The 23,451-nt window shown below is 72.7% G+C and carries 16 protein-coding genes; 8 read left to right on the top strand and 8 right to left on the bottom strand.

All coding sequences use genetic code 11. From position 1 onward, the window contains the following. On the bottom strand, nucleotides 1-1,968 hold the full coding sequence (locus tag M8C11_RS16995; protein ID WP_252450442.1) for a penicillin-binding transpeptidase domain-containing protein: 1,968 nt from the start codon (nucleotides 1,966-1,968) through the stop codon (nucleotides 1-3). 288 nt (nucleotides 1,969-2,256) lie between these two features. Between M8C11_RS16995 and M8C11_RS16990 the strand changes: the two genes are divergently transcribed. Further along, nucleotides 2,257-7,320, top strand: a complete 5,064-nt coding sequence (locus tag M8C11_RS16990) for an NAD-glutamate dehydrogenase (protein ID WP_252450433.1) — start codon at nucleotides 2,257-2,259, stop codon at nucleotides 7,318-7,320. 64 nt (nucleotides 7,321-7,384) lie between these two features. Here M8C11_RS16990 and M8C11_RS16985 read toward each other — a convergent pair whose 3' ends face one another. After that, nucleotides 7,385-8,149: a class F sortase gene (locus tag M8C11_RS16985; RefSeq protein ID WP_252450595.1), complete on the bottom strand. Its 765-nt coding sequence runs from the start codon at nucleotides 8,147-8,149 to the stop codon at nucleotides 7,385-7,387. A gap of 79 nt (nucleotides 8,150-8,228) precedes the next feature. Beyond that, nucleotides 8,229-9,530, bottom strand: a complete 1,302-nt coding sequence (locus M8C11_RS16980) for a hypothetical protein (protein WP_252450424.1) — start codon at nucleotides 9,528-9,530, stop codon at nucleotides 8,229-8,231. Between the two features lie 545 nt (nucleotides 9,531-10,075). Between M8C11_RS16980 and M8C11_RS16975 the strand changes: the two genes are divergently transcribed. After that, nucleotides 10,076-11,887 carry a glycoside hydrolase family 6 protein gene (locus M8C11_RS16975; protein WP_252450422.1) on the top strand — a complete coding sequence of 604 codons (1,812 nt, stop codon included), beginning with the start codon at nucleotides 10,076-10,078 and terminating at the stop codon, nucleotides 11,885-11,887. Between the two features lie 107 nt (nucleotides 11,888-11,994). Here M8C11_RS16975 and M8C11_RS16970 read toward each other — a convergent pair whose 3' ends face one another. The 5 genes from M8C11_RS16970 to M8C11_RS16950 form a co-directional block, all read right to left on the bottom strand. Next, the gene (locus M8C11_RS16970; RefSeq protein ID WP_091422838.1) at nucleotides 11,995-12,378 is read right to left on the bottom strand and encodes a hypothetical protein; all 384 of its coding nucleotides are present in this window, start codon (nucleotides 12,376-12,378) and stop codon (nucleotides 11,995-11,997) included. A 75-nt stretch (nucleotides 12,379-12,453) separates the two neighbouring features. Further along, entirely contained in the window at nucleotides 12,454-12,777 is a 324-nt protein-coding gene (locus M8C11_RS16965) for a hypothetical protein (RefSeq protein ID WP_091422840.1), read from the bottom strand. Between the two features lie 17 nt (nucleotides 12,778-12,794). After that, complete coding sequence (locus M8C11_RS16960) at nucleotides 12,795-14,453, bottom strand: sodium:solute symporter family protein (protein ID WP_252450413.1); 1,659 nt, start codon at nucleotides 14,451-14,453, stop codon at nucleotides 12,795-12,797. 127 nt (nucleotides 14,454-14,580) lie between these two features. After that, complete coding sequence (locus M8C11_RS16955; RefSeq protein WP_252450411.1) at nucleotides 14,581-15,654, bottom strand: hypothetical protein; 1,074 nt, start codon at nucleotides 15,652-15,654, stop codon at nucleotides 14,581-14,583. A 13-nt stretch (nucleotides 15,655-15,667) separates the two neighbouring features. Next, complete coding sequence (locus M8C11_RS16950) at nucleotides 15,668-16,279, bottom strand: hypothetical protein (RefSeq protein WP_252450409.1); 612 nt, start codon at nucleotides 16,277-16,279, stop codon at nucleotides 15,668-15,670. Between the two features lie 302 nt (nucleotides 16,280-16,581). On the opposite strand from M8C11_RS16950, the gene M8C11_RS16945 reads away from it, so the two are divergent. The 6 genes from M8C11_RS16945 to M8C11_RS16920 all read left to right on the top strand — a co-directional run bounded on the left by M8C11_RS16945 (nucleotide 16,582) and on the right by M8C11_RS16920 (nucleotide 23,382). Continuing rightward, nucleotides 16,582-18,930, top strand: a complete 2,349-nt coding sequence (locus M8C11_RS16945; protein WP_252450407.1) for a nitrate- and nitrite sensing domain-containing protein — start codon at nucleotides 16,582-16,584, stop codon at nucleotides 18,928-18,930. Further along, complete coding sequence (locus M8C11_RS16940) at nucleotides 18,930-19,352, top strand: roadblock/LC7 domain-containing protein (protein WP_013288181.1); 423 nt, start codon at nucleotides 18,930-18,932, stop codon at nucleotides 19,350-19,352. Before M8C11_RS16945 ends, M8C11_RS16940 begins: the two co-directional genes overlap by 1 nt. Then, entirely contained in the window at nucleotides 19,342-19,731 is a 390-nt protein-coding gene (locus M8C11_RS16935; protein WP_120573470.1) for a DUF742 domain-containing protein, read from the top strand. The genes M8C11_RS16940 and M8C11_RS16935 overlap by 11 nt, the downstream gene beginning before the upstream one ends. Further along, nucleotides 19,712-20,314 (top strand): ATP/GTP-binding protein, encoded by a 603-nt coding sequence (locus tag M8C11_RS16930; RefSeq protein WP_013288179.1) that lies wholly within the window; start codon nucleotides 19,712-19,714, stop codon nucleotides 20,312-20,314. Before M8C11_RS16935 ends, M8C11_RS16930 begins: the two co-directional genes overlap by 20 nt. Nucleotides 20,315-20,415: 101 nt before the next feature. Further along, the gene (locus M8C11_RS16925) at nucleotides 20,416-21,450 is read left to right on the top strand and encodes a beta-propeller fold lactonase family protein (RefSeq protein WP_252450397.1); all 1,035 of its coding nucleotides are present in this window, start codon (nucleotides 20,416-20,418) and stop codon (nucleotides 21,448-21,450) included. A gap of 177 nt (nucleotides 21,451-21,627) precedes the next feature. After that, nucleotides 21,628-23,382, top strand: coding sequence for a substrate-binding domain-containing protein (locus M8C11_RS16920; RefSeq protein ID WP_252450387.1), 1,755 nt, complete (start codon nucleotides 21,628-21,630; stop codon nucleotides 23,380-23,382). The last annotated feature ends 69 nt before the right edge of the window (nucleotides 23,383-23,451 follow it).

The raw sequence follows: 23,451 nt of genomic DNA, 5'->3' as shown, positions 1-23,451 counted from the left end.
TCAGCTCGCGGCGAGGCCGCGCAGGAACTTCTCGGCGATCGGCGCGGCGACCTTCGAGCCCGCCCCGCCCTGCTCGACGAAGACGGCGAAGGCCACGTCGCCCTGCCAGCCGACGAACCAGGCGTGCGTGTGCGCCGGGTTGTTGTCGTACTCCGCGGTGCCGGTCTTGCCGTGCACCGGCTCGCCCGGCACGTCCGCCAGCGCGCTGCCGCTGCCCGAGGTGACGACCCCGCGCATCATCGACTTCAGCGCCGCCACCGACTCCGGCTTGAGCGCCTCGCCGGCCGGCGCGGGCTTGGCCGGTGCCGGGTCGAGCAGCAGCTTGGGCTGCTCGAACTTGCCCCGGGCCACCGCTGCCGTGGCGCTCGCCATCGCCAGCGGGCTCACCAGCGTGGTGCCCTGGCCGATCGCGGCGGCGGCCTGCTCGGTGGCCGGGCCGTTGGCGGAGATCTTGCCGGTGAACGCGTCGGTGCCGAGATCCCACGCGGCCTCCAGGCCGAGCGTACGGCCGGCCTGCGCCAGCCCGTCCGGGCCGAGCTTCGGCGCCAGCGCCACGAACGCGGTGTTGCACGACTTGGCGAAGTCGGTGGCGAACGGCACCGCGCCCAGCTCGAAGTTGTCCGAGTTCTTGAAGACCCGGCCCTCGACCGTCGACGTCTTCGGGCAGTCCACAGTCGTCTGCGGCGTCACCGCGCTACGGTCGAGCAGGCCGAGCGCGCTGACCATCTTGAACGTCGAGCCGGGCGGCACCTGGGCGGTGAAGGCGAGGTTGTCGCCCGCCGCGCCCGGGCCGTTCGCGGCGGCCAGCACCGCGCCGTCGCTGATCCGCACGGCGACCAGGGCGGAGCGGCGGGTCTGCCCGCGCAACGCGGCGTCGGCGGCGTTCTGGGTGGCCGCGTCGATGGTGGTCTTCACCGGCTGACCGGGCTTCGGGTCGGCGCGGTACAGCTCCGTGCCGGTCGGCTCCACCTTGCCGTCCGGGGTGGTCCGCTCGGTGATCACGGTGACGCCGGGGACGCCGCGCAGCCGCTCGTCGTACCGGCCCTGGAGACCGCCGTGGCCGACCAGGTCGCCGCGCGCGTACCGCTCGGGGTGGGCCTGGAGGTCGTCGGCGGTGGCCTGGTCGACCGAGCCGAGCAGGGCCCGGGCGAACTCGCGGGTCGGCGCCAGCATGAGCTGCTCGGAGGCGAACCGGGTGCCGGGCAGGTCGTAGATGCGCGGCTTGATCTGCCGGTACGCCTCGTCGCGCAGCGTCACCACCTCGACGAGCCCGTCCGCCTTCGCCTCCTTGAGTCGCTTGGGCAGGTCGCCCAGGTCGACCGGCGGGGTGAGCGCGGGCCGGATCGCCTTGAACGCGGCGTCCAGCTTCTTGACCAGGCCGGGCACGTCGGTGACCTCGCCGGGGACGACCTGCACCCGGACCACGGGGCGCGGCGCGACGATCGGCTGACCGGCCGCGTCCAGCACACCGGCGCGCTGCGCCGGCTCCCGCCGCAGCGCGATCTTGTCGCCGCTCTCCAGCTTCTCGTGCACCACCGACGGCTCCCAGATCACCTGCCACTTGTCGTCGCCGCCGCGCTTGAGGCGTACCGGATTCTCGTAGGCCCAGGTGCCGCCGCCGGGCAGCGCCCAGCTCACCTTGATCCGGGCGGTGGCCACGTCCCCCTTGGTGGTGATGTCGCCGGTGCGCGCCAGCTCGGGCGGGTCGGCCGCGAGCGCGCCGCTGAGCGCCTGGATCTGCTTGGTCACCTCGGCGGCGGGCACCCGCCCGCCGGTCGGCTCGACGAAGCCGACCGCCTGGAGGTCGCCGGAGTGCCAGCCGCCGAGGAACGCCTCGACGGCCGTCTCCGGGCCGTCGTCGCCGGAGCATCCGGTCAGCGCGCCGGCCGTGACCAGCACGGCGGCCAGCGCCGCGAGGAGGCGGTGACGGGTGTGGCGGTGGGGGCGGACGGGGTACGACACGGGCATGAAGCAGTCCCTCCGGTGCTCAACTGCCCTGCACGGTAGTACGGCCCGGCGTTCGCCACCGCCCCGCCACGGCCTCCGGCAGCGCGAGAAGCAGCGTGTGGCAGTGTGATGAACATCGCCAGTCGGGGTACTCCGCGAGCGGCCGACCACGGACCCGCAACGGGTGAAAGGACAGAGTCCCGATCCGGACGTCCGGCCGGTGGTCCGCCGCGGGAGGTACCACGCGGTAGGGCCTAGGCTGGGCGGCAGAGTGACCCACAACGCGGTGGGTCGAGGGGAGTGGCACCGATGGACCGGCGTCCGGCGATCAAACCGGGACCCGACCTCCGGCAGGCTGACACCGGCCGGGACGACGACAGCTTCGATTCGGCGACCGACGGAGACGGTTTCAGCCGTCTCGACACAGGAGTGACCGGGATGACCGGTTCCAGCATCGACACCCTCTACGACCTGGGCCTGCCTGCGCAGGCACTGGCCGACGAGTCGGAGGACGCCGAGCTGGACGAGCCCGTTCCCAACGCGGAGCGGCTGGTCGCCCAGGCGGTCGCGCTGGCCGGCGACGACCACGACGCGGCCACACTGGTGGACCGCTTCTGGCGGTTCGCGCCGGACGAGGAGCTGATCGGCTTCACCGCCGAGGAGATGCTGGAGGCGGCCCGGGCCCACCGGGACCTGGCCCAGCAGCGGGTGCCGGGCGAGCTGAAGCTCCGCATCCACGAGCCGGACGCCGAGCAGCACCACACGGTCGTCGAGATCGTCACCGACGACATGCCGTTCCTGGTCGACTCGGTGACCGCCCTGCTGAACTCCCGTCACCTGGACGTGCACCTGCTGGTGCACCCGCTGGTCGTGGTGCGGCGCGAGCCGCTGGGCCGGCTCACCGAGGTCTCGGCGGACGTGGAACCGGACGACGCCATCGCCGGCGACCTGGTCGAGAGCTGGATGCGGATCGAGATCGACCCGGTCCGCGACCCGGCCGAGCGGGAGACGCTGCGCCGCGAGTTGCAGCGGGTGCTCACCGACGTGCGCGAGGCGGTCGAGGACTGGCCGAAGATGCGGCAGCGGGCCCTCGCGCTCGCCGACGAGCTGGCCGCCGCCCGGACGTCGGACAACCGCCCGCCGGTGCCGGAGAAGGACATCACCGACTCGGTGGAGCTGCTGCGCTGGCTGGCGCACGACCACTTCACGTTCCTCGGCTACCGGGAGTACCGCCTGGTCCACACCGACGGCGCGCGCGGCGGGCAGGCCCTGGAGGCGGTGCTCGGCACCGGGCTGGGCATCCTGCGCTCCGACTCGCCGGAGGCCCGGTCGCTGAACTCGATGACGCCCGAGGCGCACGAGAAGGTGCTGGAGAAGCGCCTGCTCATCATCACCAAGGCCAACTCGCGTGCCACGGTGCACCGCTCGGCGTACCTCGACTACATCGGCTTCAAGATCTTCAACGAGGCCGGCGAGGTGGTCGGGGAGCGGCGTTTCCTGGGCCTGTTCTCCACCGCCGCGTACCGGACCAGCGTGCAGGAGTTGCCGGTGGTGCGGCGGAAGGTCGCCGAGGTGCTCGACCGCTCGGGCCTGAGCCTGCGCAGCCACTCCGGCAAGGACCTGTTGCAGATCCTGGAGACCTACCCGCGCGACGAGCTGTTCCAGATCAAGACCGACGACCTCTACCACGCGGTGATCGGCGTGCTGCGGATGGCCGGTCGGCGGCAGCTGCGGGTGTTCCTGCGCCGCGACGCGTACGGGCGGTTCATCTCCTGCCTGATCTACCTGCCGCGGGACCGGTTCACCACGCAGAACCGGCTGCGCATGCAGGACATCCTGCTGCGCGAGCTGAACGGCGTCGGCGTCGACTACACCACGCGGGTGACCGAGTCGATGCTGGCCCGGGTGCACTTCATCGTGCGTACCGACCCGAACAACCCGCCCGGTGACATCGACGCCGACCTGCTCGCCGAGGAACTGGCCGACGCGACCCGGCTCTGGGACGACGACTACCGGCTGGTGCTGGAACGCAAGCTCGGCGACGAGCAGGCCAAGCACCTGTTCGCCCGGTACGCCGACGCGTTCCCGGAGGGCTACAAGGACGGGCACACGCCGTACGAGGCCATGAAGGATCTGGCGAAGCTGGAGCTGCTGGAGGAGCCCGGCCAGCTGGAGATGCACCTGTTCCGCAAGCAGGCGCCGCCGCGTCCGTACGCCGCCCGCGCCGCCGACGCCGACGACGCGATGGACGTCCGGTTCAAGGTCTACCGGTACGGCGAGCCGATGATGCTCTCCGCCGTGCTGCCGGTGCTGCACTCGCTCGGCGTGAAGGTGGTCGACGAGCACCCGTACGAGGTGGAGCGCGTCGACGGCCGGATCTGGCTCTACGACTTCGGTCTGGAGCTGCCCGAGCGGCACCAGGACCTGGCCGAGGTGCGCCCGCACGTGGAGAACGCCTTCGCCGCCGCCTGGCGGGGCGAGGCCGAGGTGGACGGCTTCAACGAGCTGGTGCTGCGGGCCGGGCTCACCTGGCGGCAGGTCGTCGTGCTGCGCGCGTACGCGAAGTACCTGCGGCAGGCCGGCACCGTGTTCTCCCAGGAGTACATGGAGCAGACGTTCATCGCGTACCCGCAGATCGCCGAACTGCTGGTGAAGCTGTTCGAGACCCGGTTCGCCCCGGGCGCGACCACGCTCGACGAGCGGCGGCAGCGCAGCGGCGAGCTGGTCGACGCGATCGGCGAGGCGCTGGACGAGGTGGCCAGCCTCGACCAGGACCGCATCCTGCGTGCCTACCTGACGCTGATCCAGGCCACGCTGCGCACCAGCTTCTACCAGAAGCCGGTGGGCGGGCGGCCCAAGGCGTACGTGGCGTTCAAGCTGGACCCGCAGGCCATCCCGGACCTGCCGGCGCCGCGGCCCAAGTTCGAGATCTTCGTCTACTCGCCCCGGTTCGAGGGCGTGCACCTGCGGTACGGGCCGGTGGCCCGCGGCGGCCTGCGCTGGTCCGACCGGCGCGAGGACTTCCGGACCGAGGTGCTCGGCCTGGTCAAGGCGCAGATGGTGAAGAACGCGGTGATCGTGCCGGTCGGCGCCAAGGGCGGCTTCGTGCTCAAGCAGAAGCCGGGCGACCGGGACGAGGCGGTGATCTGCTACAAGGAGTTCATCTCCGCGCTGCTCGACGTCACCGACAACATCGTCAGCGGCGAGATCGTGCCGCCGGAGGACGTGGTCCGGCACGACGGCGACGACCCGTACATGGTGGTGGCCGCCGACAAGGGCACCGCGACGTTCTCCGACATCGCCAACGAGATCTCCGAGGCGCACAGCTTCTGGCTGGGTGACGCGTTCGCCTCCGGCGGCTCGGCCGGCTACGACCACAAGAAGATGGGCATCACCGCCCGGGGCGCCTGGGAGTCGGTGAAGCGGCACTTCCGGGAGCTGGGCCACGACACCCAGACGCAGGACTTCACAGTGGTCGGCGTCGGTGACATGTCCGGCGACGTGTTCGGCAACGGGATGCTGCTGTCGCAGCACATCCGGCTGGTGGCCGCGTTCGACCACCGGCACATCTTCCTCGACCCGGACCCGGAGTCGGCCCGGTCGTGGGAGGAACGCAAGCGGCTGTTCGACATGCCCCGCTCGTCGTGGGAGGACTACGACCGCGAGCTGATCTCCGAAGGCGGCGGCGTCTACCCGCGTACGGCGAAGTCGGTGCCGGTCTCGCCGCAGGTCCGCGCGGTGCTCGGCCTCGACGAGGACGTCACGCAGCTCAGCCCGCAGGAGCTGATGAAGGCGATCCTCACCGCGCCGGTCGACCTGTTCTGGAACGGCGGCATCGGCACCTACGTCAAGGCGTCCAGCCAGACCAACGCCGAGGTGGGGGACAAGTCCAACGACGCCATCCGGGTGGACGGCAAGGGCCTGCGCTGCCGGGTGGTCGGCGAGGGCGGCAACCTGGGCTTCACCCAGCAGGGCCGGATCGAGTACGCCTCGACCGGCGGCCGCATCTACACCGACTTCATCGACAACGCGGCCGGTGTGGACTGCTCCGACCACGAGGTCAACATCAAGATCCTGCTCAACACGGCGGTGGCCGACGGTGAGCTGGAGCGGCCGGAGCGCGACGAGCTGCTGGCCCAGATGACCGACGAGGTCGCCGATCTGGTGCTGCGGGACAACTACGACCAGGCGCGGGCGCTCAACAACGCCCAGGCCCAGGCCGCCTCGTTGCTCCCGGTGCACCGGCGGATGATCAACGAGCTGGAGCGGTCCGGCGCGTTGAACCGGTCGCTGGAGGCGTTGCCGTCGGACGAGGAGCTGGCGGTCCGCACCGAGAGCGGCCTGACCGCGCCGGAGTTCGCGGTGCTGCTCGCGTACGTCAAGATCGTGCTGGAGCGCGAGATCGTCGGCGAGGGCCTGGCGGACGAGGAGTGGACGACCGACGTCCTGGTCAACTACTTCCCGACGCCGCTGCGGCAGCGCTTCGCCGACCGGATGGGCCGGCACCGGCTGCGCCGGGACATCGTCACCACGGTCCTGGTCAACGAGGCGATCAACCGGGGCGGCATCTCGTTCGTCTTCCGGGTGGTCGAGGAGACGGCCGCCTCCGCGGCGGACGTGCTCCGGGCGTACGTGGTGGTCCGCGAGGTGTTCGGCCTGCGTGACCTGTGGGACGCCGTCGAGGCGCTGGACAACAAGGTCTCGCCCGAGTTGCAGACGGCGGTCTACCTGGACACCCGGCGGCTGCTCGACCGCGCGGTGCGCTGGCTGGTCACCAACCGGCGCTCGCCGATCGACGTGCCGGCGGAGATCGCCCGGCTGCGCGACGGTGTGGCCCGGCTCCTGCCGGACCTGGAGCACCGGTTCTGGGGCACCGAGCGGGAGGCCATCGCGGCGCACATCGAGTCGCTGGTCGGCCGCGGGCTGCCGCGTGACCTGGCCGAGCAGGCGACCCGCCTGATGTACAGCTTCGGCCTGCTCGACATCGTCGAGACGGCGCAGGCGACCGGGCGGGACGTGAGCGAGGTGGCCTCGGTCTACTTCGTGCTCTCCGACCGGTTCCGGGTCGACGCGCTGCTGTCGAAGATCTCCCTGCTGCCACGCGAGGACCGGTGGCAGACCCTGGCCCGGATGGCGCTGCGCTACGACCTGTACGCCGCGCTCGCCGCGCTCACCGCGGAGGTGCTCGGGTCCACGCCGGAGGACGTGCCGCCGGTGGAGCGGGTGCAGGAGTGGGAGCAGGCGAACGCCACCTCGATCCACCGGGCGCACCGGGCGATGGGGGAGTTCGACGAGTCCCGCGCCGACCTGTCCGCGCTGTCGGTGCTGCTGCGCCAGATCCGTACCCTGGTCCGGACCTCGGCGGCGGCCTGACCGCTCTGACGCGCGTGGCCCGGTGGTCGGTTCCCCGACCACCGGGCCACTGCCGTTCCCGCCCTCAGCTCGTCATCGCCGCGTAGACGACGATGTTGTTCAGGTAGCTCCCGGCCGTCTTGTCGAACACCCCGCCGCAGGTCACCACGCGCAGGGCGGGGACCTCCGACGGACCGTAGACCTGCGCGGCGGGAAAGGCGGTCTTCGGGTACGACCCCACCTCGCGCACCGTGAACGTGGCGGCCGACCCGTCCTGCCGGGCGACCACGATCGTGTCGCCGGGCACCAGCGCGCCGAGGTTGAAGAACACCGCCGGGCCGAGCTGGGCGGAGTCGACGTGACCCACGATCACCGCGTTGCCGGACTCGCCCGGGCTGGCGCCGGGGGAGTACCAGCCGGCCTTCATGGCCTGGTCCAGCGGGGGCACCTGGACCGTGCCGTCGGGATTCGTGCCGAGCGACATGATCGGGGCCTGCACCCCGATGCGGGGGATCGAGATGGTGACCGGCACCGACCGGGGGAGCGGAGCCGGTGCGGGGCTCGTCGCCGTCGGGGCGCCCGGGGTGGCGCCGGGGCCGCCCGTCGGTGGGCCCGGTGTCGCCGGGCCGATGCCGCCCCCGGCGACGTCCGCCGTCGGTCGGCCGGTGCTGCCGGGCACGTGCCGGGCGGCGTCCGGTGTCGCCTGCCCCTCCGCGTCCGGGTCGGCGTACGTGCCGTCCGGGTCGGTCTGCGGGCCGGTGGTGACCGGGCCCGCCTGCGAGATCGGCTGCGGTGGGGCCGGAGGCGGGACGGTCCGCACGGACGCGCCGATCAGACCGGCCCCGGCCATGGCGAGCAGGACGACGACGGCCGCGCCGACGGCACGCCACGGACTTCCGTGACGGCCGCCGGCCCGGGTCGTCGTCCGGTCAGACCAGGCCACCGGCCCGCCGCCGGCGCAGCAGCACCAGGCCGCCCAGCGCCGCGGCGCCGATCATGCCCGCGCCACCGGTGGCGAGGTCGCGGTCCACGCCGGTGGTCGTCATGCCACCGTCGCCGCCGTCGACCCCACCGCGCGGCAGGACCACCAGCTCGCCCTCACCGCAGGTGCCCCGCAGCTCGTAGCGGCCCGGCCGGGCGTCGTGCGAGACGGTGGCCTCGCCGTAGTAGACGAAGTCCTTCCCGTGCTCCCAGCCGTCCTTGCCGTAGTCGCGCTCGGCGTCCTTGCCGTAGTCGCCCTTATCGTCCTGCCAGGCGCCTCCGCTCGCCTGCCAGTCGTCCTTGCCGCCCTGCCAGTCGTCCTTGCCGCCCTGCCAGTCGTCCTTGCCGTCCTGCCAGGAGCCGTGCTCGTTCTTGCCGTCCTTGCCCTTGTCGTCCTGCCAGGACCCGTGCTCGTCCTTGGCGTCCTTGCCCTTGTCGTCCGGCCGGCCGCCACGGTCGTCCTTGCCGTGCTCGTCCTTGGCGTCCTTGCCGTACCGGTCCTTGCCGTCGGGGCCGTGCGCGTCCTTGGTCCAGTCCGGCGCGCCCCGCTGCTCCTTCTCCCAGCCCGGCTCGGCGTCCTGGCCGTACTCGTCGTGCCCCTGCCAGTCGCCCGGGTCGACAGCAGCGCCGGCGCCCGCGCCGCCCGGCTGCGGCTGTCCCTCCGGCTGGCCGGCCGGCGGCTGGGGCTGGTTCGCCGGCGGCTGCGGCATGCCGTCGCCACCGGGACCGTTCCCGCCCGGCCCATTGCCGCCGGGGCCGTTGCCACCCGGCCCGTTGCCGTCCGGGCCGTGGCCGTCCCCGCCGGGCTCGCCGCGGCCGTCCGGACCCTTGCCGTGCTCGTCCTTGCCGTCGGGGCCCTTGCCGTGCTCGTCCTTGCCGTGCTCGTCCTTGCCGTCCGAGCCCTTGCCGTCCGAGCCCTTGTCGTCCCAGCCCTTGTCGTCCCAGCCCCAGTCCTGGTCGCCGCCCCGGTCGGCCCAGTCGCCGTGCTCGCCTTCGCGGGCCGGGTGCAGGTCGACCTCGCCGGTCACCTTCGACCAGACGGTGGCGTGCTTCTGCGGCTCGGAGCAGATCGCGAGCAGCTCGACGGTGTCCCCCGCCTTCACCACGTGGGGCTTGGCGATGACCTTGCCCTCGTCGTGCCCGCCCGCGTAGGCCATTCCCGGGGTGAACGCGAGAAGGCCGGCTCCGCCGAGGGCGGCGCCCGCGACCACCTTCCCGAGCATCTTCTTAGCCATGACCAGCGTCTCCATCCCTGTTCGTCCTGAGCCCGACGTCAGTCGAGCTAAGGCCGACGTTAGACCTTTTCGCGACTTATCCGGGGAAACTTTCGCTTTTAGGGATTTGCCGATGTTGGGGCGGTCCGCGTTCTCCGCGACGCCGCGCGCCGATCGGGCACCCTTCGGCACCGCTGGGGGGAACGCGGTGGGAGCCTTCGCGCCGTTTCGGCACCTCATGGCGTTCCGTCCGGGCGGGTGCCGGCGGGCGCGGCGGTAGGGTGGGCGGCAGGCGTATCGAGGCATTGCCATGGAAGCGCTCCCATGCAAGAATCGCTGCACGCGGTTCGGGGAGCCACACCGCGAGCTCAGACGTCGAGGGCAGCCGGCAACACCGGCCGACGTCGGCTCCATCGGCCGGTCCTGCGGACCGGTCGGCACCACCACCCCCAAGCGCCCGTCCGGGTCGGGCGTCCCCCGAAGAACCCCCTGGCGCGCACGGCCGTCCCCGCAGGACGACCGCCGCCGCCATTTGCGCCGGGCCGTACGCGGATCCGGTCTCGCCCAAGGAGATCAGTGGCATGAATCTGTGGAGAAGGCTGTCCGGCCGGAACCGGACGCTTGCGCTCACCGGCGCCGGCGTCCTGGTAGCCGGTGGACTGGTGACCCTCCCGGTCACCGCGGCGCAGGCCGCCACCCAGTGCAGCGTGACCTACACGACCAGCGACTGGCCCGGTGGATTCACCGGCAACGTGACCATCAAGAACATCGGTGACGCGCTCAGCTCGTGGAGCCTCGGCTTCACCTTCCCGAACAGCTCGCAGCGGGTGGTGAACGGCTGGTCCGCGCGGTGGTCCCAGAGCGGCCAGAACGTCACCGCGCAGAACGAGTCGTACAACGGGTCGCTCGCCAGCGGCGCCAGCACCACCATCGGCTTCAACGGCTCCTGGAGCGGCAGCAACCCGAAGCCGACCCAGTTCACGCTCAACGGCACGGTCTGCAACGGCGGCACGCCGTCCACCAGCACCCCGCCGACGAGCACGCCGCCGACCAGCACGCCGCCCACCAGCACGCCGCCGACGACGGCGCCGCCGCCCACGACGGCCCCGCCGCCCACGACTCCGCCGCCGGGGCAGCGGGTCGACAACCCGTACGCCGGTGTGAAGGGGTACGTGAACCCCGAGTGGAAGGCCAAGGCCGAGTCGGTGTCCGGCGGCAGCCGGGTCTCCAACAACCCGACCGCGGTCTGGATCGACCGGATCGCCGCCATCAACGGCACGCCGGACAGCAGCTCCAACGGCGCGATGGGCGTGCGTGACCACCTGGACGCCGCGGTCGCCCAGGGCGCCGGCTACATCCAGTTCGTCATCTACAACCTGCCCGGCCGCGACTGCTCCGCGCTCGCCTCCAACGGTGAGCTGGGCCCGGACGAGCTGCCCCGCTACAAGGCCGAGTACATCGACCCGATCGCCGCGATCCAGGGCGACTCGAAGTACCGGAACCTGCGCATCGTCAACATCATCGAGATCGACTCGCTGCCCAACCTGGTGACCAACACCTCGGGCAACGCGGGCGGCACGGTCATGTGTGACACGGTGAAGGCCAACGGCGCGTACGTGAACGGTGTCGGCTACGCCCTGGCGAAGCTGGGTGCGATCGGCAACGTCTACAACTACATCGACGCCGCCCACCACGGCTGGATCGGCTGGGACAGCAACTTCGGCCCGGTCGCCGACCAGCTCAAGGCCGCCGCCGTCGCGTCCGGCAGCACCGTCGCCAACGTGCAGGGCTTCATCGTCAACACGGCGAACTACTCCGCCCTGAAGGAGCCGTACGTCAAGGTCACCGACTCGGTGAACGGCCAGACCGTCCGGCAGTCCAAGTGGATCGACTGGAACCAGTACGTCGACGAGCTGTCGTTCGCCCAGGCATTCCGGCAGAAGCTGGTCTCGGTCGGCTTCGACAGCAACATCGGCATGCTGATCGACACCTCCCGCAACGGTTGGGGCGGCTCCGCCCGGCCGACCGGCCCCGGCCCGTCGACCAGCGTGGACGCCTACGTCGACGGTGGCCGGGTCGACCGGCGCCTGCACACCGGCAACTGGTGCAACCAGGCCGGCGCGGGTCTCGGCGAGCGGCCGCAGGCCAACCCGGAGACCGGGATCGACGCCTACGTCTGGGTGAAGCCCCCGGGTGAGTCGGACGGCTCCAGCAAGGAGATCCCGAACAACGAGGGCAAGGGCTTCGACCGGATGTGCGACCCGACCTACACCGGTAACGCCCGCAACGGCAACAACATGTCCGGCGCCCTGGCCGACGCGCCGATCTCCGGCGCGTGGTTCCCGGCCCAGTTCCAGCAGCTCATGCAGAACGCGTACCCGCCGCTCTCCTGAGTCGCGGCCGGACCACCCGCGGCGGCGGGAGTGAGGCACCGCCGCGCGGGTTCCCCGGGCCCCTGGTCGACGCCCACGTCGGCCAGGGGCCCTCGGCCGTTCCGGTGTCAGGGAACGGTGCGCTCGATCGCCGCCCGGCCCAGTTCGGCCAGGTCGCGGCGGGCCCGTTCCAGGTTCTCCGGCGTCACGTCCTGGCCCCGGGCCTGCACCAGGTCCTCCGGGTCCCAGGGCTGCTCGGCGCCGGTACGGATGTCGTCCGGTGCGGCGCCGGTGCCGGTGCCGGTCGCGCCGGTCCCGGCCGCGTACGGGTCACCGATGAGGTTCGGCGACCCGGTGTCCGGCACCGCGCCGTCGGGCTCGGTGAAGGTGGGGTTGTCCGGGTCGGTGCCGCTGTTGCGCAACTGGGGCACCGTGCTGTCGTCGTCCACCGCCGCGGCCACCTCGGGGGTCTCCTCCAGCGGCCGCTCGCCACCGCGGTCACGATCGGTCATGCTGCTGCCCTCCTGTCCCTTCGCGTGATCCCCGTGGCCTACCCGGTGCGGGCCGCGCCATGCGGGCGGAGGGGGTCAGGACTCGTCGCGCTGCGGCTCCGGCGCCTCGGTCGGGCGCAGCCGCTGCCACAGCAGCATCAGCAGGCCGAACACCAGCATCGCCGCGCCGGCCCACAGGTTGATCCGGACGCCCTGCGCCTTGTCGATCTCGGCGGACGTGTCGAACAGCCCCATCAGGCCGACGATCAGCCCGTACACCACGAACAGGCCGCCGATGACCCGGCGGATGTCGAACAGCCGGGCCGCGGCGGAGCGTTCCTCCCGGGCGTCCTCGGTCTCGTCGACCAGCGGGTCGTGCGCCTCGCCGCCCTGGTAGTGGCGGTCCGCGTTGTCTGCCATGGCGTGCGTCCCCTCCTTTAGAAGACCGGGATGTAGAACAGGGCGGCGAGGATCACGGCGACGACGCCGAGCAGCACCGGGGAGCGGTACCAGGCGGTGTCGCCGGCCAGCGAGTCGTCGGCGAGCGTCGTGTCGCTGAGGCCGTACACCAGTCCGGTCAGCTCCCGGTCGGTCTTCGGCCGGGTCAGCGGCGTGATGATCGCGGCCACCACCGCGACTGTGGCGAAGGCCAGGCCCGCGCCCCAGAAGCTCTCCTCCAGGTCCGAGTTGAAGCTGATCACGCCGCCCTTGTAGAGCAGGTACGTGGCGGTCGCGACGACGGTGCCGGACAGCAGCGACCAGAACCCGGCCAGCGGCGTCATCCGCCGCCAGAACATGCCGATGATGAACGTGCCGAACAGCGGCGCGTTGAAGACCGAGAACAGCGCCTGGATGTAGTTCATGATGTTGCTGAACCCGGCGGCGATGAACGCGGTGCCGATGCCGATCACCACAGCGGCGACGGTGGCGAGCCGGCCCACCTTGACGTAGTACTCGTCCGGCTTGTCCCGCCGGAAGTACGCCTGCCAGATGTCGTACGTGAAGACGGTGTTGAACCCGCTGACGTTCGCCGCCATGCCGGCCATGAACGAGGCCACCAGGCCGGTGACCGCGATGCCGAGGACGCCGTTCGGCAGCAGGTCGCGCATGAGCAGCGGGATCGCGTTGTTGTAGACCAGATCGCCCTCGTCGGCGCCCAGCCCTTTCACCGTGACCAGGGCGATCAGGCCGGGGATCACGGTGACCGCCGGGATGAGCAGCTTCGGGTACGCGGCGATGATCGGCGTACGCCGGGCGGCGCTCATGTTCCGCGCGGACAGCGCGCGCTGCACCTCGGCGAAGTTGGTGGTCCAGTAGCCGAAGGAGAGCACGAAGCCGAGGCCGAACACGATGCCCAGCCAGTGCGCGCCGAGTGGGTTGTCGGTGCTGCCGGTGCCCTCCCAGGCGTGCAGTCCGGCCTCGCCGAGTTTGGAGTCGCGGACCGCGTCCATCAGGCCGCTGACGCCGCCGACCTTGACCAGTCCGATCACCGTGATCGGCACCAGACCGGCGATGATCACGAAGAACTGGAGCACCTCGTTGTAGATCGCGCCGGAGAGCCCGCCGACGGTGATGTACGCCAGCACGATCACCGCGCCGACGATGATCGCGAACCAGAGCGGCCAGCCGAGCAGCGCCTGCATGATCAGGGCCAGCGCGTACAGGTTCACGCCCGCGATGAGCACCTGCGCGACCGCGAAGCTGATCGCGTTGAGCAGGTGGGTGGGGCGGTTGAAGCGCAGCCGCAGGTACTCGGGGACGCTGCGGACCTTGGAGCCGTAGTAGAACGGCATCATCACGATGCCGAGGAAGACCATCGCCGGCACGGCGCCGATCCAGTAGTAGTGCACGGTCATGATGCCGTACTGCGCGCCGTTGGCGGCCATGCCGATGATCTCCAGCGCGCCCAGGTTCGCCGAGACGAACGCCAGACCGGTGACCCAGGCGGGCAGCGAACGGCCGGAGAGGAAGAAGTCCACGCTGGTGCGGATAGCGCGCCGGGCGGCGAAACCGACGCCGAGCACCGTGACGAAATAGAGCGCGAGGATCAGGTAGTCCACCGCGTTCATGTCCAGCCGCAGGCCGCCACCGCCCATGCCCGTGCTCCCCTCGTGTGCACCGCTGACCGCACGTACCCCGATTGCGAAGTTTCATACCTGCTGTTCGGTCCGGACGGGCGGAAGCCCCGGCCGGGTCACCGGCCGGGGCTTCGTCACGGGGTTCTCAGCGGCCGAGCACGCGGTCCAGGAAGTCGCGGTAGCCGCGTACGGCCACCCGGAGCTGCTCGGTGTCGGTGGAGCCGGACTCCTGCCAGGCGCCGAGCCGGGTGCGCTGCTCGCGCAGGGCGGTGGAGAGCGCCTCGATCGCCTCCTCGACCAGCGACTCCGCCTCGCCGACGGCCGCGCGCGGGTCGTCCACGAAGCGCAGCTGCACGTCGCGCCAGCGGTCCCGGAAGCCCTGTGCGGCCTCCGGCGCGAACAGCGTCGCCGCGTCGGCCGGCACCGCGCCGGGTGCGGGCCGAGCCGCGCCGGCCAGGCCCGTGCCGGCGGCTGCCGCGCCCGCCGCCGCACCGGCGGTGGCCGTGTCCACCCCGTGCCGCCGGTCGGCGTCGTCGGTGGCGGGGACGGGCTCGGCGTCCGGGTCGACCAGGCCCGGCTCGGCGCTGCCGTACCCGACCGCGCCGTCGGCCGCCGCGTCGTCCCGGGCGACGCCGTCGATGCGGTCGTCGGTGTCCACCGTGCGGTCGTCCCGGCCGTCACCGTCGACGTCCTGGTCGGTGGTGCCGGAGTGCTCGGCGTCCCAGCGGTCCCGGTCGTGCAGGCGGTCCCCGGCGGTCGGGTCGGCCCGCTCGTCGTCCAGCGGGTCGGTGCGTCCCGGCGCGCCGTCGCCCGGCGCAGCGGTGTCCTCGCCGCGCGCGTCGCGCTCGTCCTGCGGGCGGCCGCTCGCCAGGGCCGAGGCGGCGACCGCGTCGCCCACCGTGGCCGCGCCGAACGCCGTCGGCAGCGGCGCCGGCTCGTGGAACGGGGGCCGCCCGTCGTCGTCGGTCCGGTCGGCCGCGTCGCGCAGCTCCCCGGCGCCGTAGGCGCGGGTCTCGTCGACCTCGGCGTCACGCCGCTGGTCGGCGACCGCTGGGTCGTCGAAGGTGCCCCGGTCGTCCAGCGCGTCCTCGGGCACGTCGGCCCGGTCGGCGTCGCGCCGGTCGGCGTCGGTGTGCTCGCCCGGCTGCGGCACCGGTACCGGTGCGGACCGGACGGCCTCGGGGTGGTCCTGCGTGACCTGCTGTTCCTCCTGGCGCATGGCGGCGGCCTCCTCAGCGGCTCGGGACGTCGTGGTCGTGGTCGTGGTCGGGGTCGGGGTGGCGCTGCTCCGGCTGCTGCGTGGAGGTGTGCACCGGGTCCTCGCCGAGCAGGTCGGCGAAGAGGGCCCGGTAGTGCACGAGCGCCTGCCGGAGGTCCTCGGTGCCGGCCTCACCGCGCTCGTTGCGCTGCCGGATCTCGTGGGCGTCGCGGTAGTGGGTGAGCGTGCGGGCGTGCTCGACGGAGAGGTGGGCGATCTGGTCCGAGAAATCCCCGGTGGGGTATCCGCGCTCGGCGATCAGGCTGCTGACCAGCTCGTCGGCCTCGCCGACGGTCTCCGCGGGGGAGTCGACGAAGCGCACCTGGAGTTCCTCCCAGGCGGCGGCGTAGCGGGCCCGGGACTCCGGGCTCAGCGGGGTCAGCTCCAGCTCGGCGTGCCGGCGCTCGCGTTCCCGCAGCTCACGCTCGGCGGCGCTGCGGCTGTCCTGCTCGGCGACGGCCCGGTCGTACTCGGGGCCGAAACGTTCCCGCAGCGCCCGGCGGCGGCTGGCGACCACGGCGACCGCGACGAGCGCGGCGATGACGGCGACGACGATGACTATGACGACTACCTGGGTGGACGACATGGCTCCTCCTTCGCACGTTGGTATTCCCTCGTGCGGGTGATCGCCAATCCCGTTGTGCGGCACTTTCCGCCCCGGCCGGGAAAAGGCGCGCTGCCGCGACCGCCGTCCGGTGCCGCAGCGGTGTCCGACTGAGCCCGTCGTGCCCGTCTCGGACCGTAGTGAGAGCCGAGACGGCCGGTAGTGCATCCGCCCCGGATTACGTATCCTGCCCAAGGCGTCCGGGCCGGGGCCCGGCGTCGTGGCCGGCGAAACGGCGGCCGCTGCCGGCGCCACCGAGCGACACCTTCCCGGGCGAGGTCTGATTGAACACCCGTGACTGGCCGATCCGCGCCAAGCTGACCGCGCTGGTCATCGGCCCGGTGACCGGGCTGCTGGCGTTGTGGATCTTCGCCACCACGCTCACCTTCGGGCCCGCGCTCGACCTGCTCTCCGCGCGTACCCTCCTCTACGACCTGGGCCGTCCGGGCGAGACCGTGGTGGCGGAGCTGCAACGGGAGCGGCGGCTGTCGGTGGTCCAGCTCGCCGGTGACCGCGCCCTCCCCGAGCTGACCGAGCAGCGGGTACGCACCGACGACGCGATCGTCGCGCTGCGTCGCAAGGTCGACGGCGACGACCTGCGTGACGTCGCCGACGCCCAGCTCGACAACCGGCTCGACCAACTGGTCTCGGCGCTCGACGCGCTGCCCGCCGGGCGTGCCTTCATCGACGACCGGAAGGTCGACCGGGCCGGTGCCGTCGGCCTCTACAGCGGGATGATCGGCTCGGCGTTCCAGGCGTTCGGCGCCATGGCCGCGCTGCCCGACGCGCAGCTCAACCGGGAGGCCACGGCGCTGACCGCGCTGGGCCGCTCCCGGGAGTTGCTCGGCCAGGCCGACGCGCTGCTGGCCGGCGCCGTCACCGCGGGCCGGTACGCCGAGGGCGAGCACGAGCAACTCGTACGCACAATCGAGAACCAGCGCTTCCTCGCCGAGATCGCGGTCGCCGACCTGCCGCCCGGGGAGCGGACCGCGTACCAGCGGATGACCGAGGGCGCCGGGTTCCTCCGGCTGCGCGCGCTCCAGGACGGCCTGATCCGCTCGCCCGCGCTGCCCGCCCGGTTCGACATGCGGGCGTGGGACACCGGTCACGCCGAGGTGTGGCAGAGCCTGCGCGACTTCGAGCTGCGCGGCGCGGACGCCCTCGCCGAGCGGTCGGTGCCGATGGCCACCCGGATCCTCGTCCAGCTCGCCGCCGCCGGTGTGCTGGGCCTGATCGCGATCGTGGTGTGCGTGCTGGTGGCGCTGCGGGTCGGCCGGTCGCTGGCGCAGCGGCTGACCGGCGTACGTGCCGCCGCGACCGAGGTGGCCGAACGCCGGCTGCCCGACGTGGTCGCGCGGCTGCGCCGGGGCGAGGAGGTCGACGTGGCCCGGGAGGCGCCCGAGCTGGACCACGGCGGCGACGAGATCGGCCAGGTGGCGCGCGCCTTCAACGAGGTGCGCCGGACCGCGGTCCGCGCCGCCGTGGACGAGGTGACGCTGCGCCGGGGCTTCAACGAGGTGATCCTCAACCTCGCCCGCCGCAGCCAGGGGCTGGTGCACCGGCAGTTGGCGCTGCTGGACCGGCTGGAACGGCGTACCGAGGACCCGGACGAGCTGGCCGGACTGTTCCAGGTCGACCACCTGGCGACGCGGCTGCGGCGGCACGCCGAGGACCTGGTCATCCTCGCCGGTGCCGCGCCCGGACGCGGCTGGCGGCGCCCGGTCGCCGCTGTCGACGTGATGCGCGGCGCGATCTCCGAGGTCGAGGCGTACGACCGGGTCGACGTGGGCGAGGTGGCATCCGCCGGGGTGCTGGGCCGGGCCGTCGGCGACGTGATCCACCTGCTCGCCGAGCTGATCGAGAACGCGACCGCGTTCTCCCCGCCCGGCACGCGGGTGGACGTCACCGGCCGGAGCGTCCCGGGCGGCTACACCATCGAGATCACCGACCGAGGGCTGGGCATGTCCGCGCCGGCCCTGGCCGAGGCCAACCGCAAGCTGGCCGAGCCGCCGGAGTTCGACCCGGCCGGCAGCGCCCGGCTGGGACTGTTCGTGGTGGCGCGCCTGGCCGCCCGGCACGGCGTACGGGTGGAGCTGCGGCCGTCCCGCCCGGCGGGGATCGTCGCCTCGGTGTTCGTACCGTCGGAACTGATCACCGACGAGCCGCCGGTGGGCGCGGACGCCTCCGCCGGGCCGGAACGCCGGCGCCTGGCCAAGGTGACCCGGCTGACCACTGTGCCCCGGCCGGGGCGGCCGACCCGGCCGGGCCGGGACCGGTCGGAGAACACAGTCGTCCCGTTGCAGTCGGCGCGCGCCTCGACTGTGGAACCACCCGCCGACGACGACGGCCTGCCCCGCCGGATCCGCCGCCGCGGCGCGACCGCGCGTCCTCGCGCGGCGGTCGCCGACACCCCGGCCCACCGCACCCCGGAGGAGGCCCGCCGGGCCATGTCGGCGTTGCAGGCCGGCACCGCGCGCGGACGCCGCGACGGATCGCGCGCCGCCGGAACCGGCCCGGCCACCCCCGCCACCGAACCGCGCGACACCGGTACGCCGTCCACCACCGCGGGGCCGGCCGTGGAGCCCGCCCCGCCGGCGCCGGACCAACGAACCGCGACTGAGAGGGACGCCTAGTGGTGCACACGACGCGGCAGAACGCCGATCTCGACTGGCTGCTCGACGACCTGGTGGAGCGTGTTCCCGCCGCCCGCCAGGCGGTGGTGCTCTCGGCGGACGGGCTCCTGCTCGGCGCCTCCACCGACCAGGACCGCACCGACGCGGAACACCTCTGCGCGCTGGCGTCCGGCTTCTCCGGGCTGGCCAAGGGCGCCACCCGGCACCTGGGCGGCGGCGCGGTCCGCCAGACGGTGGTGGAGATGGAGTCGGCCTACCTGTTCGTGACCGCCGCCGGGCAGGGCGCCTGCCTGGCGGTGGCCAGCGACGCCGACGCCGACATCGGCCTGGTGGCGTACGAGATGGCGATGCTCGTCATCCGGGTCGGGGAGAACCTGGCCGCGCCGAGCCGGGTGGCGGGGGAGCGGACCGATGCGCGCTGAGTCGCCGGGGCCGCAGCACGAGTGGCTGGACGCCGACGCCGGCCCGGTGGTGCGCCCGTACACGCTCACCGGCGGCCGGGTACGCCCACCCGTCGACGGCTTCGACCTGCTGGCGTTCGTGCTCGCCGCCCCCGGCGCGGACCCGGCCGGCACGCCCGGGCTCCAGCCGGAGCACCGCCGCCTGATCGAGCTGGCCCGGCGGCCGAAGGCCGTGGCCGACCTCGCCGCCGACCTGGACCTCGCCGTGGGCGTGGTCCGGGTGCTGCTCGGCGACCTTCTCGCCCATGAGCTCGTCGCGGTGCACCGGCCACCGGCCACCGCGTACCTGCCCGACGACAACATCCTCAAGGCGGTGGTCAGTGGACTCCGTGCGTTATGACCGGGAGCCGGGGGCGCCCCGGGTGCCGCTGGCTCTGAAGATCCTCATCGCCGGTGGTTTCGGCGCCGGAAAGACGACGCTGGTCAGCGCGTTGAGTGAGGTCCGGCCGTTGCAGACCGAGGAGGTCCTGACCGGGGCCGGGCTCGGCACCGACGACGTCTCCGGGGTCGAGCAGAAGTCGACGACGACGGTGGCGATGGACTTCGGCCGGATCACCATCAACGACGACCTCCAGGTCTACCTGTTCGGCACCCCGGGCCAGGACCGGTTCTGGTTTCTCTGGGACGAGCTGGCGTTCGGCGCGCTCGGCGCGGTGGTGCTCGCCGACACCCGGCGGCTGGCCGACTGCTTCCCCTCGATCGACTACTTCGAACAGCGGGGCATCCCGTTCGTGGTGGGCGTCAACTGCTTCGAGGGCTCCCGCCGGTTCGGTCTGGAGGCGGTCCGCGACGCCCTGGACCTGGACCCGGACGTCCCGCTCGTGCTCTGCGACGCCCGGGACCGGCAGTCCGGCAAGCTGGTGCTGATCTCGCTGGTCGAGCACGTGGCGCGGCAGCGCGGCGAGCCGGTGCCGGTGGGCTGAGCACCCCGCGCCCGATCCGTCGGGCCCGGCGGGACTGACCGGGCGCGCCACCGGGAAGCCTCTGGTTGGATCGCAGGCAGGACCGACGAGAGGTGGGAGCGGTGACCGGGCAGGACGAGATCGTCCACATCGGCGGCTACACGGCGGAGACGGGCGGGCGGGCCGAGGGCGTCGTGGCGGCCCGGCGGGACCGGGCGACCGGCGAGCTGACCCCGCTGGGCGTCGTGGCGGTGACCCCGTCGCCGTCGTTCCTGGTGCGGCACCCGGCGCTGCCGGTGCTGTACGGGTGCAACGAGCTGCCCGACGGGCTGGTGAGCGCGTTCCGGGTGGCCCCGGACGGCGACCTCACGCCGCTGGGCGTTCGCGAGACCGGTGGCGCGGAGCCGTGCCACCTGGCGGTCGCCCCGGACGGGCGGCACCTGTTCGTGGCGAACTACGGCGGCGGCAGCGTGGCGGTGTTCGGCCTGGACGCCGACGGCGTGCCGGGGGAGCGCACCGACCTGGTCCGGCACTCCGGCCACGGCGCGGACCCGCAGCGGCAGGAGCACGCGCACTGCCACATGGTCTCGCCCGACCCGGCCGGGGGCGGGCTGCTCGCTGTCGACCTGGGCACCGACTCCGTCTACCGGTACGACGTCGACGCCTCCACCGGCCGGCTGGCCGAGCGGGAGCCGCGGCTGCGGACGGCGCCCGGAACCGGACCCCGGCACCTGGCCCGGCATCCGGACGGGCGGCGCTGCTGGCTGGTCGGTGAGCTGGACGCCACAGTCACCGCGTACGAGCTGACGCCGGACGGGCCGCGGCAGTCGGCGCGTGTCGACGCCAGCGGCCGGACCGGGCACGTCCAGCCCTCCGAGGTGGCCGTCGGGCCGGGCGGGCGTTTCCTCTACGTGGGCAACCGCGGCGTGGGCACGATCGCTGTCTTCGCGCTGGACGGGGCCGCGCCGGAGCTGGTGGCCGAGGTCGACACCGGTGGCGAGTGGCCCCGGCACTTCGCGTTCGCCGGGGAGCACCTGTACGTGGCCGACGAACGGGCCGACATGATCAGGATCTTCCGGGTCGATCCGGACGGCGGGGTGCCCGAGCCGGTGGGGGAGCCGGTGCCGGTGGCGAGCCCGACGTGCGTCCTGCCGTGACCGAACGGTGACCGGATGATAGTCCGAAGTGGATTGACATCACCATAAATGACTGACTGGTAACTTAGCGTATGGGTTAGGTGATCAACTGTTTCTGCTGCGTAACTTTCGTCCGAACGGTTGTGGTGGTAACCCCACGAGGTACGCAAGATGGTCACCGTGTCTGGCCGCCATCGCATGCGTTCTCACCTCCGCGGAGCAGGTGCCGCCGCCGTGGCGGCCGCTCTGGTCGCCGTCGTAGCCGGCTCCTGGTTCGGCTACCAGCAGCTGGCCGGCCCGAACTGTTCGGGCCGGCTCGAGCTGTCGGTGGCGACCGCCCCGGAGATCGCCCCCGCGGTGCGCGCCGCCGCCGACCAGTGGGTCTCCGACGGCGCGGCGGTGAGCGGAACGTGCATCGCGGTGAACGTCTCCTCGTCCGAGTCGGTCGAGGTGGCCGCCGCGGTGGCGAGCAAGCACGGCGCCACGCTCGCCGGCGTCGGGCAGGCCAGCGGCACCGCCGTCACCCCCGACGTCTGGGTGCCGGACTCGTCGACCTGGCTGGTCCGGCTCAAGAGCGGCGGGGCCAGCGCGTTCGCGCCGACGAACGGTGCCTCGATCGCGCGCAGCCCGGTCGTGGTGGCGCTGCCCGAGCCGGTGGCCTCGCGCATCGGGTGGCCGGACAAGAAGCTGCGCTGGTCCGACCTGCTGACCCAGGTCACCGCCAGCAAGCCGCTGCGGGCCGGGATCGTCGAGCCGACCCAGGACGCGGCCGGCCTGTCCGGCCTGCTGTCGCTGACCGCCGCGGCCAGCTCCACCGGCGACTCCGGCTCGCCGAAGGCACAGGAGGCGATGGTCGGTGCGCTGCGTGCGCTGGCGACCAACCGTTCCTCGCTGCGGCAGGACCTCCTCGCGCGGTTCCCGCGCTCGTCGGACCCGACGGCGATCGCCAACGGGCTGGGGGCAGCGGCGCTGTCCGAGGAGGACGTGATCGCCTACAACAGCACCAAGCCGCCGATCCGGCTCGCCGCGCTCTACCTGGAGCCGGCGCCGATCCCGCTGGACTACCCGTTCGCGGTGCTGCCCGGCATCGAGCCGGCCAAGGCGTCCGCCGCCAAGGTGCTCTTCGAGGTGTTGCGTACGCCGGCCTTCAAGGACCGGCTCGCCGCGCAGGCGCTGCGCGCGCCGGACGGCAACTGGGGGCGGGGTTTCCAGGCTCCGACCGGCGCGCCGAGCCCGGCCAACGGCGGCGCGAGCCAGGTGCCGCCGTCGGGTCAGGGCGGCGCGGCCGACCTCGACCCCGGTGCCATCTCGACCGCGACCACGACCTGGTCGGTGGCCACCCAGTCGGGCCGGATGCTCTGTGTCATCGACGTCTCCGGCTCGATGAAGAAGCCGGTCGCGACCGCCAACGGCGCCAGCCGGGAGCAGGTCACCGTCGCCGCCGCGAGCCAGGGCCTCGGGCTGTTCGACGACTCCTGGTCGATCGGCCTCTGGACGTTCTCCACCAACCTCCAGGGCTCGCAGGACTGGAGCGAGCTGGTCGGAATAAAGCCTCTGTCCAGCAACCGGGGCGCGCTCCAGCGCGGCCTCGCCTCGATCAAGCCCTCCAGCGGCGACACCGGCCTGTACGACACCATGCTCGCGGCGTACAAGAAGGTGCAGCAGGACTGGGAGCCGGGCAAGGTCAACTCGATCGTGTTGTTCACCGACGGCAAGAACGAGGACGACAACGGCATCTCGCAGAAGGCGCTGCTGGAGCAGCTGAACAAGCTGAAGGACGACGAGCAGCCGGTCCAGGTCGTCATCATCGGTATCGGCACCGAGGTGAACCGGGCCGAGCTGGAGTCGATCACCAAGGTCACCGGCGGCGGCGCCTTCGTCACCACCGACCCCAGCAAGATCGGCGAGATCTTCCTCCGGGCGATCGCGCTGCGGCCGCCCGCCCCCCGCTGACCTGACGCTCAGCGCTAGTCTTCCGCCGTACCGGAAATCCGGTACGGCGGAAGGCTTCCCGGGTCAAGG

Origin of the sequence: Micromonospora sp. CPM1 (assembly GCF_023896895.1) — a bacterium.
GTDB classification, from domain to species: Bacteria; Actinomycetota; Actinomycetes; order Mycobacteriales; family Micromonosporaceae; genus Micromonospora; species Micromonospora tulbaghiae.
The sequence above is the reverse complement of the archived record's forward strand: the minus strand, read 5'-3'. Positions and strand labels throughout refer to the sequence as shown.

Bases quoted from the DNA above. Each gene is read 5' to 3' on its own strand.
- M8C11_RS16980 (WP_252450424.1), bottom strand. From the start codon at position 9,530: ATGGAGACGCTGGTCATGGCTAAGAAGATGCTCGGGAAGGTGGTCGCG.
- M8C11_RS16985 (WP_252450595.1), bottom strand. From the start codon at position 8,149: ATGGCCGGGGCCGGTCTGATCGGCGCGTCCGTGCGGACCGTCCCGCCT.
- M8C11_RS16990 (WP_252450433.1), top strand. From the start codon at position 2,257: ATGGACCGGCGTCCGGCGATCAAACCGGGACCCGACCTCCGGCAGGCT.
- M8C11_RS16975 (WP_252450422.1), top strand. From the start codon at position 10,076: ATGAATCTGTGGAGAAGGCTGTCCGGCCGGAACCGGACGCTTGCGCTC.
- M8C11_RS16935 (WP_120573470.1), top strand. From the start codon at position 19,342: ATGCGCGCTGAGTCGCCGGGGCCGCAGCACGAGTGGCTGGACGCCGAC.
- M8C11_RS16995 (WP_252450442.1), bottom strand. From the start codon at position 1,968: ATGCCCGTGTCGTACCCCGTCCGCCCCCACCGCCACACCCGTCACCGC.
- M8C11_RS16955 (WP_252450411.1), bottom strand. From the start codon at position 15,654: ATGCGCCAGGAGGAACAGCAGGTCACGCAGGACCACCCCGAGGCCGTC.
- M8C11_RS16970 (WP_091422838.1), bottom strand. From the start codon at position 12,378: ATGACCGATCGTGACCGCGGTGGCGAGCGGCCGCTGGAGGAGACCCCC.
- M8C11_RS16960 (WP_252450413.1), bottom strand. From the start codon at position 14,453: ATGGGCGGTGGCGGCCTGCGGCTGGACATGAACGCGGTGGACTACCTG.
- M8C11_RS16965 (WP_091422840.1), bottom strand. From the start codon at position 12,777: ATGGCAGACAACGCGGACCGCCACTACCAGGGCGGCGAGGCGCACGAC.
- M8C11_RS16920 (WP_252450387.1), top strand. From the start codon at position 21,628: ATGCGTTCTCACCTCCGCGGAGCAGGTGCCGCCGCCGTGGCGGCCGCT.
- M8C11_RS16950 (WP_252450409.1), bottom strand. From the start codon at position 16,279: ATGTCGTCCACCCAGGTAGTCGTCATAGTCATCGTCGTCGCCGTCATC.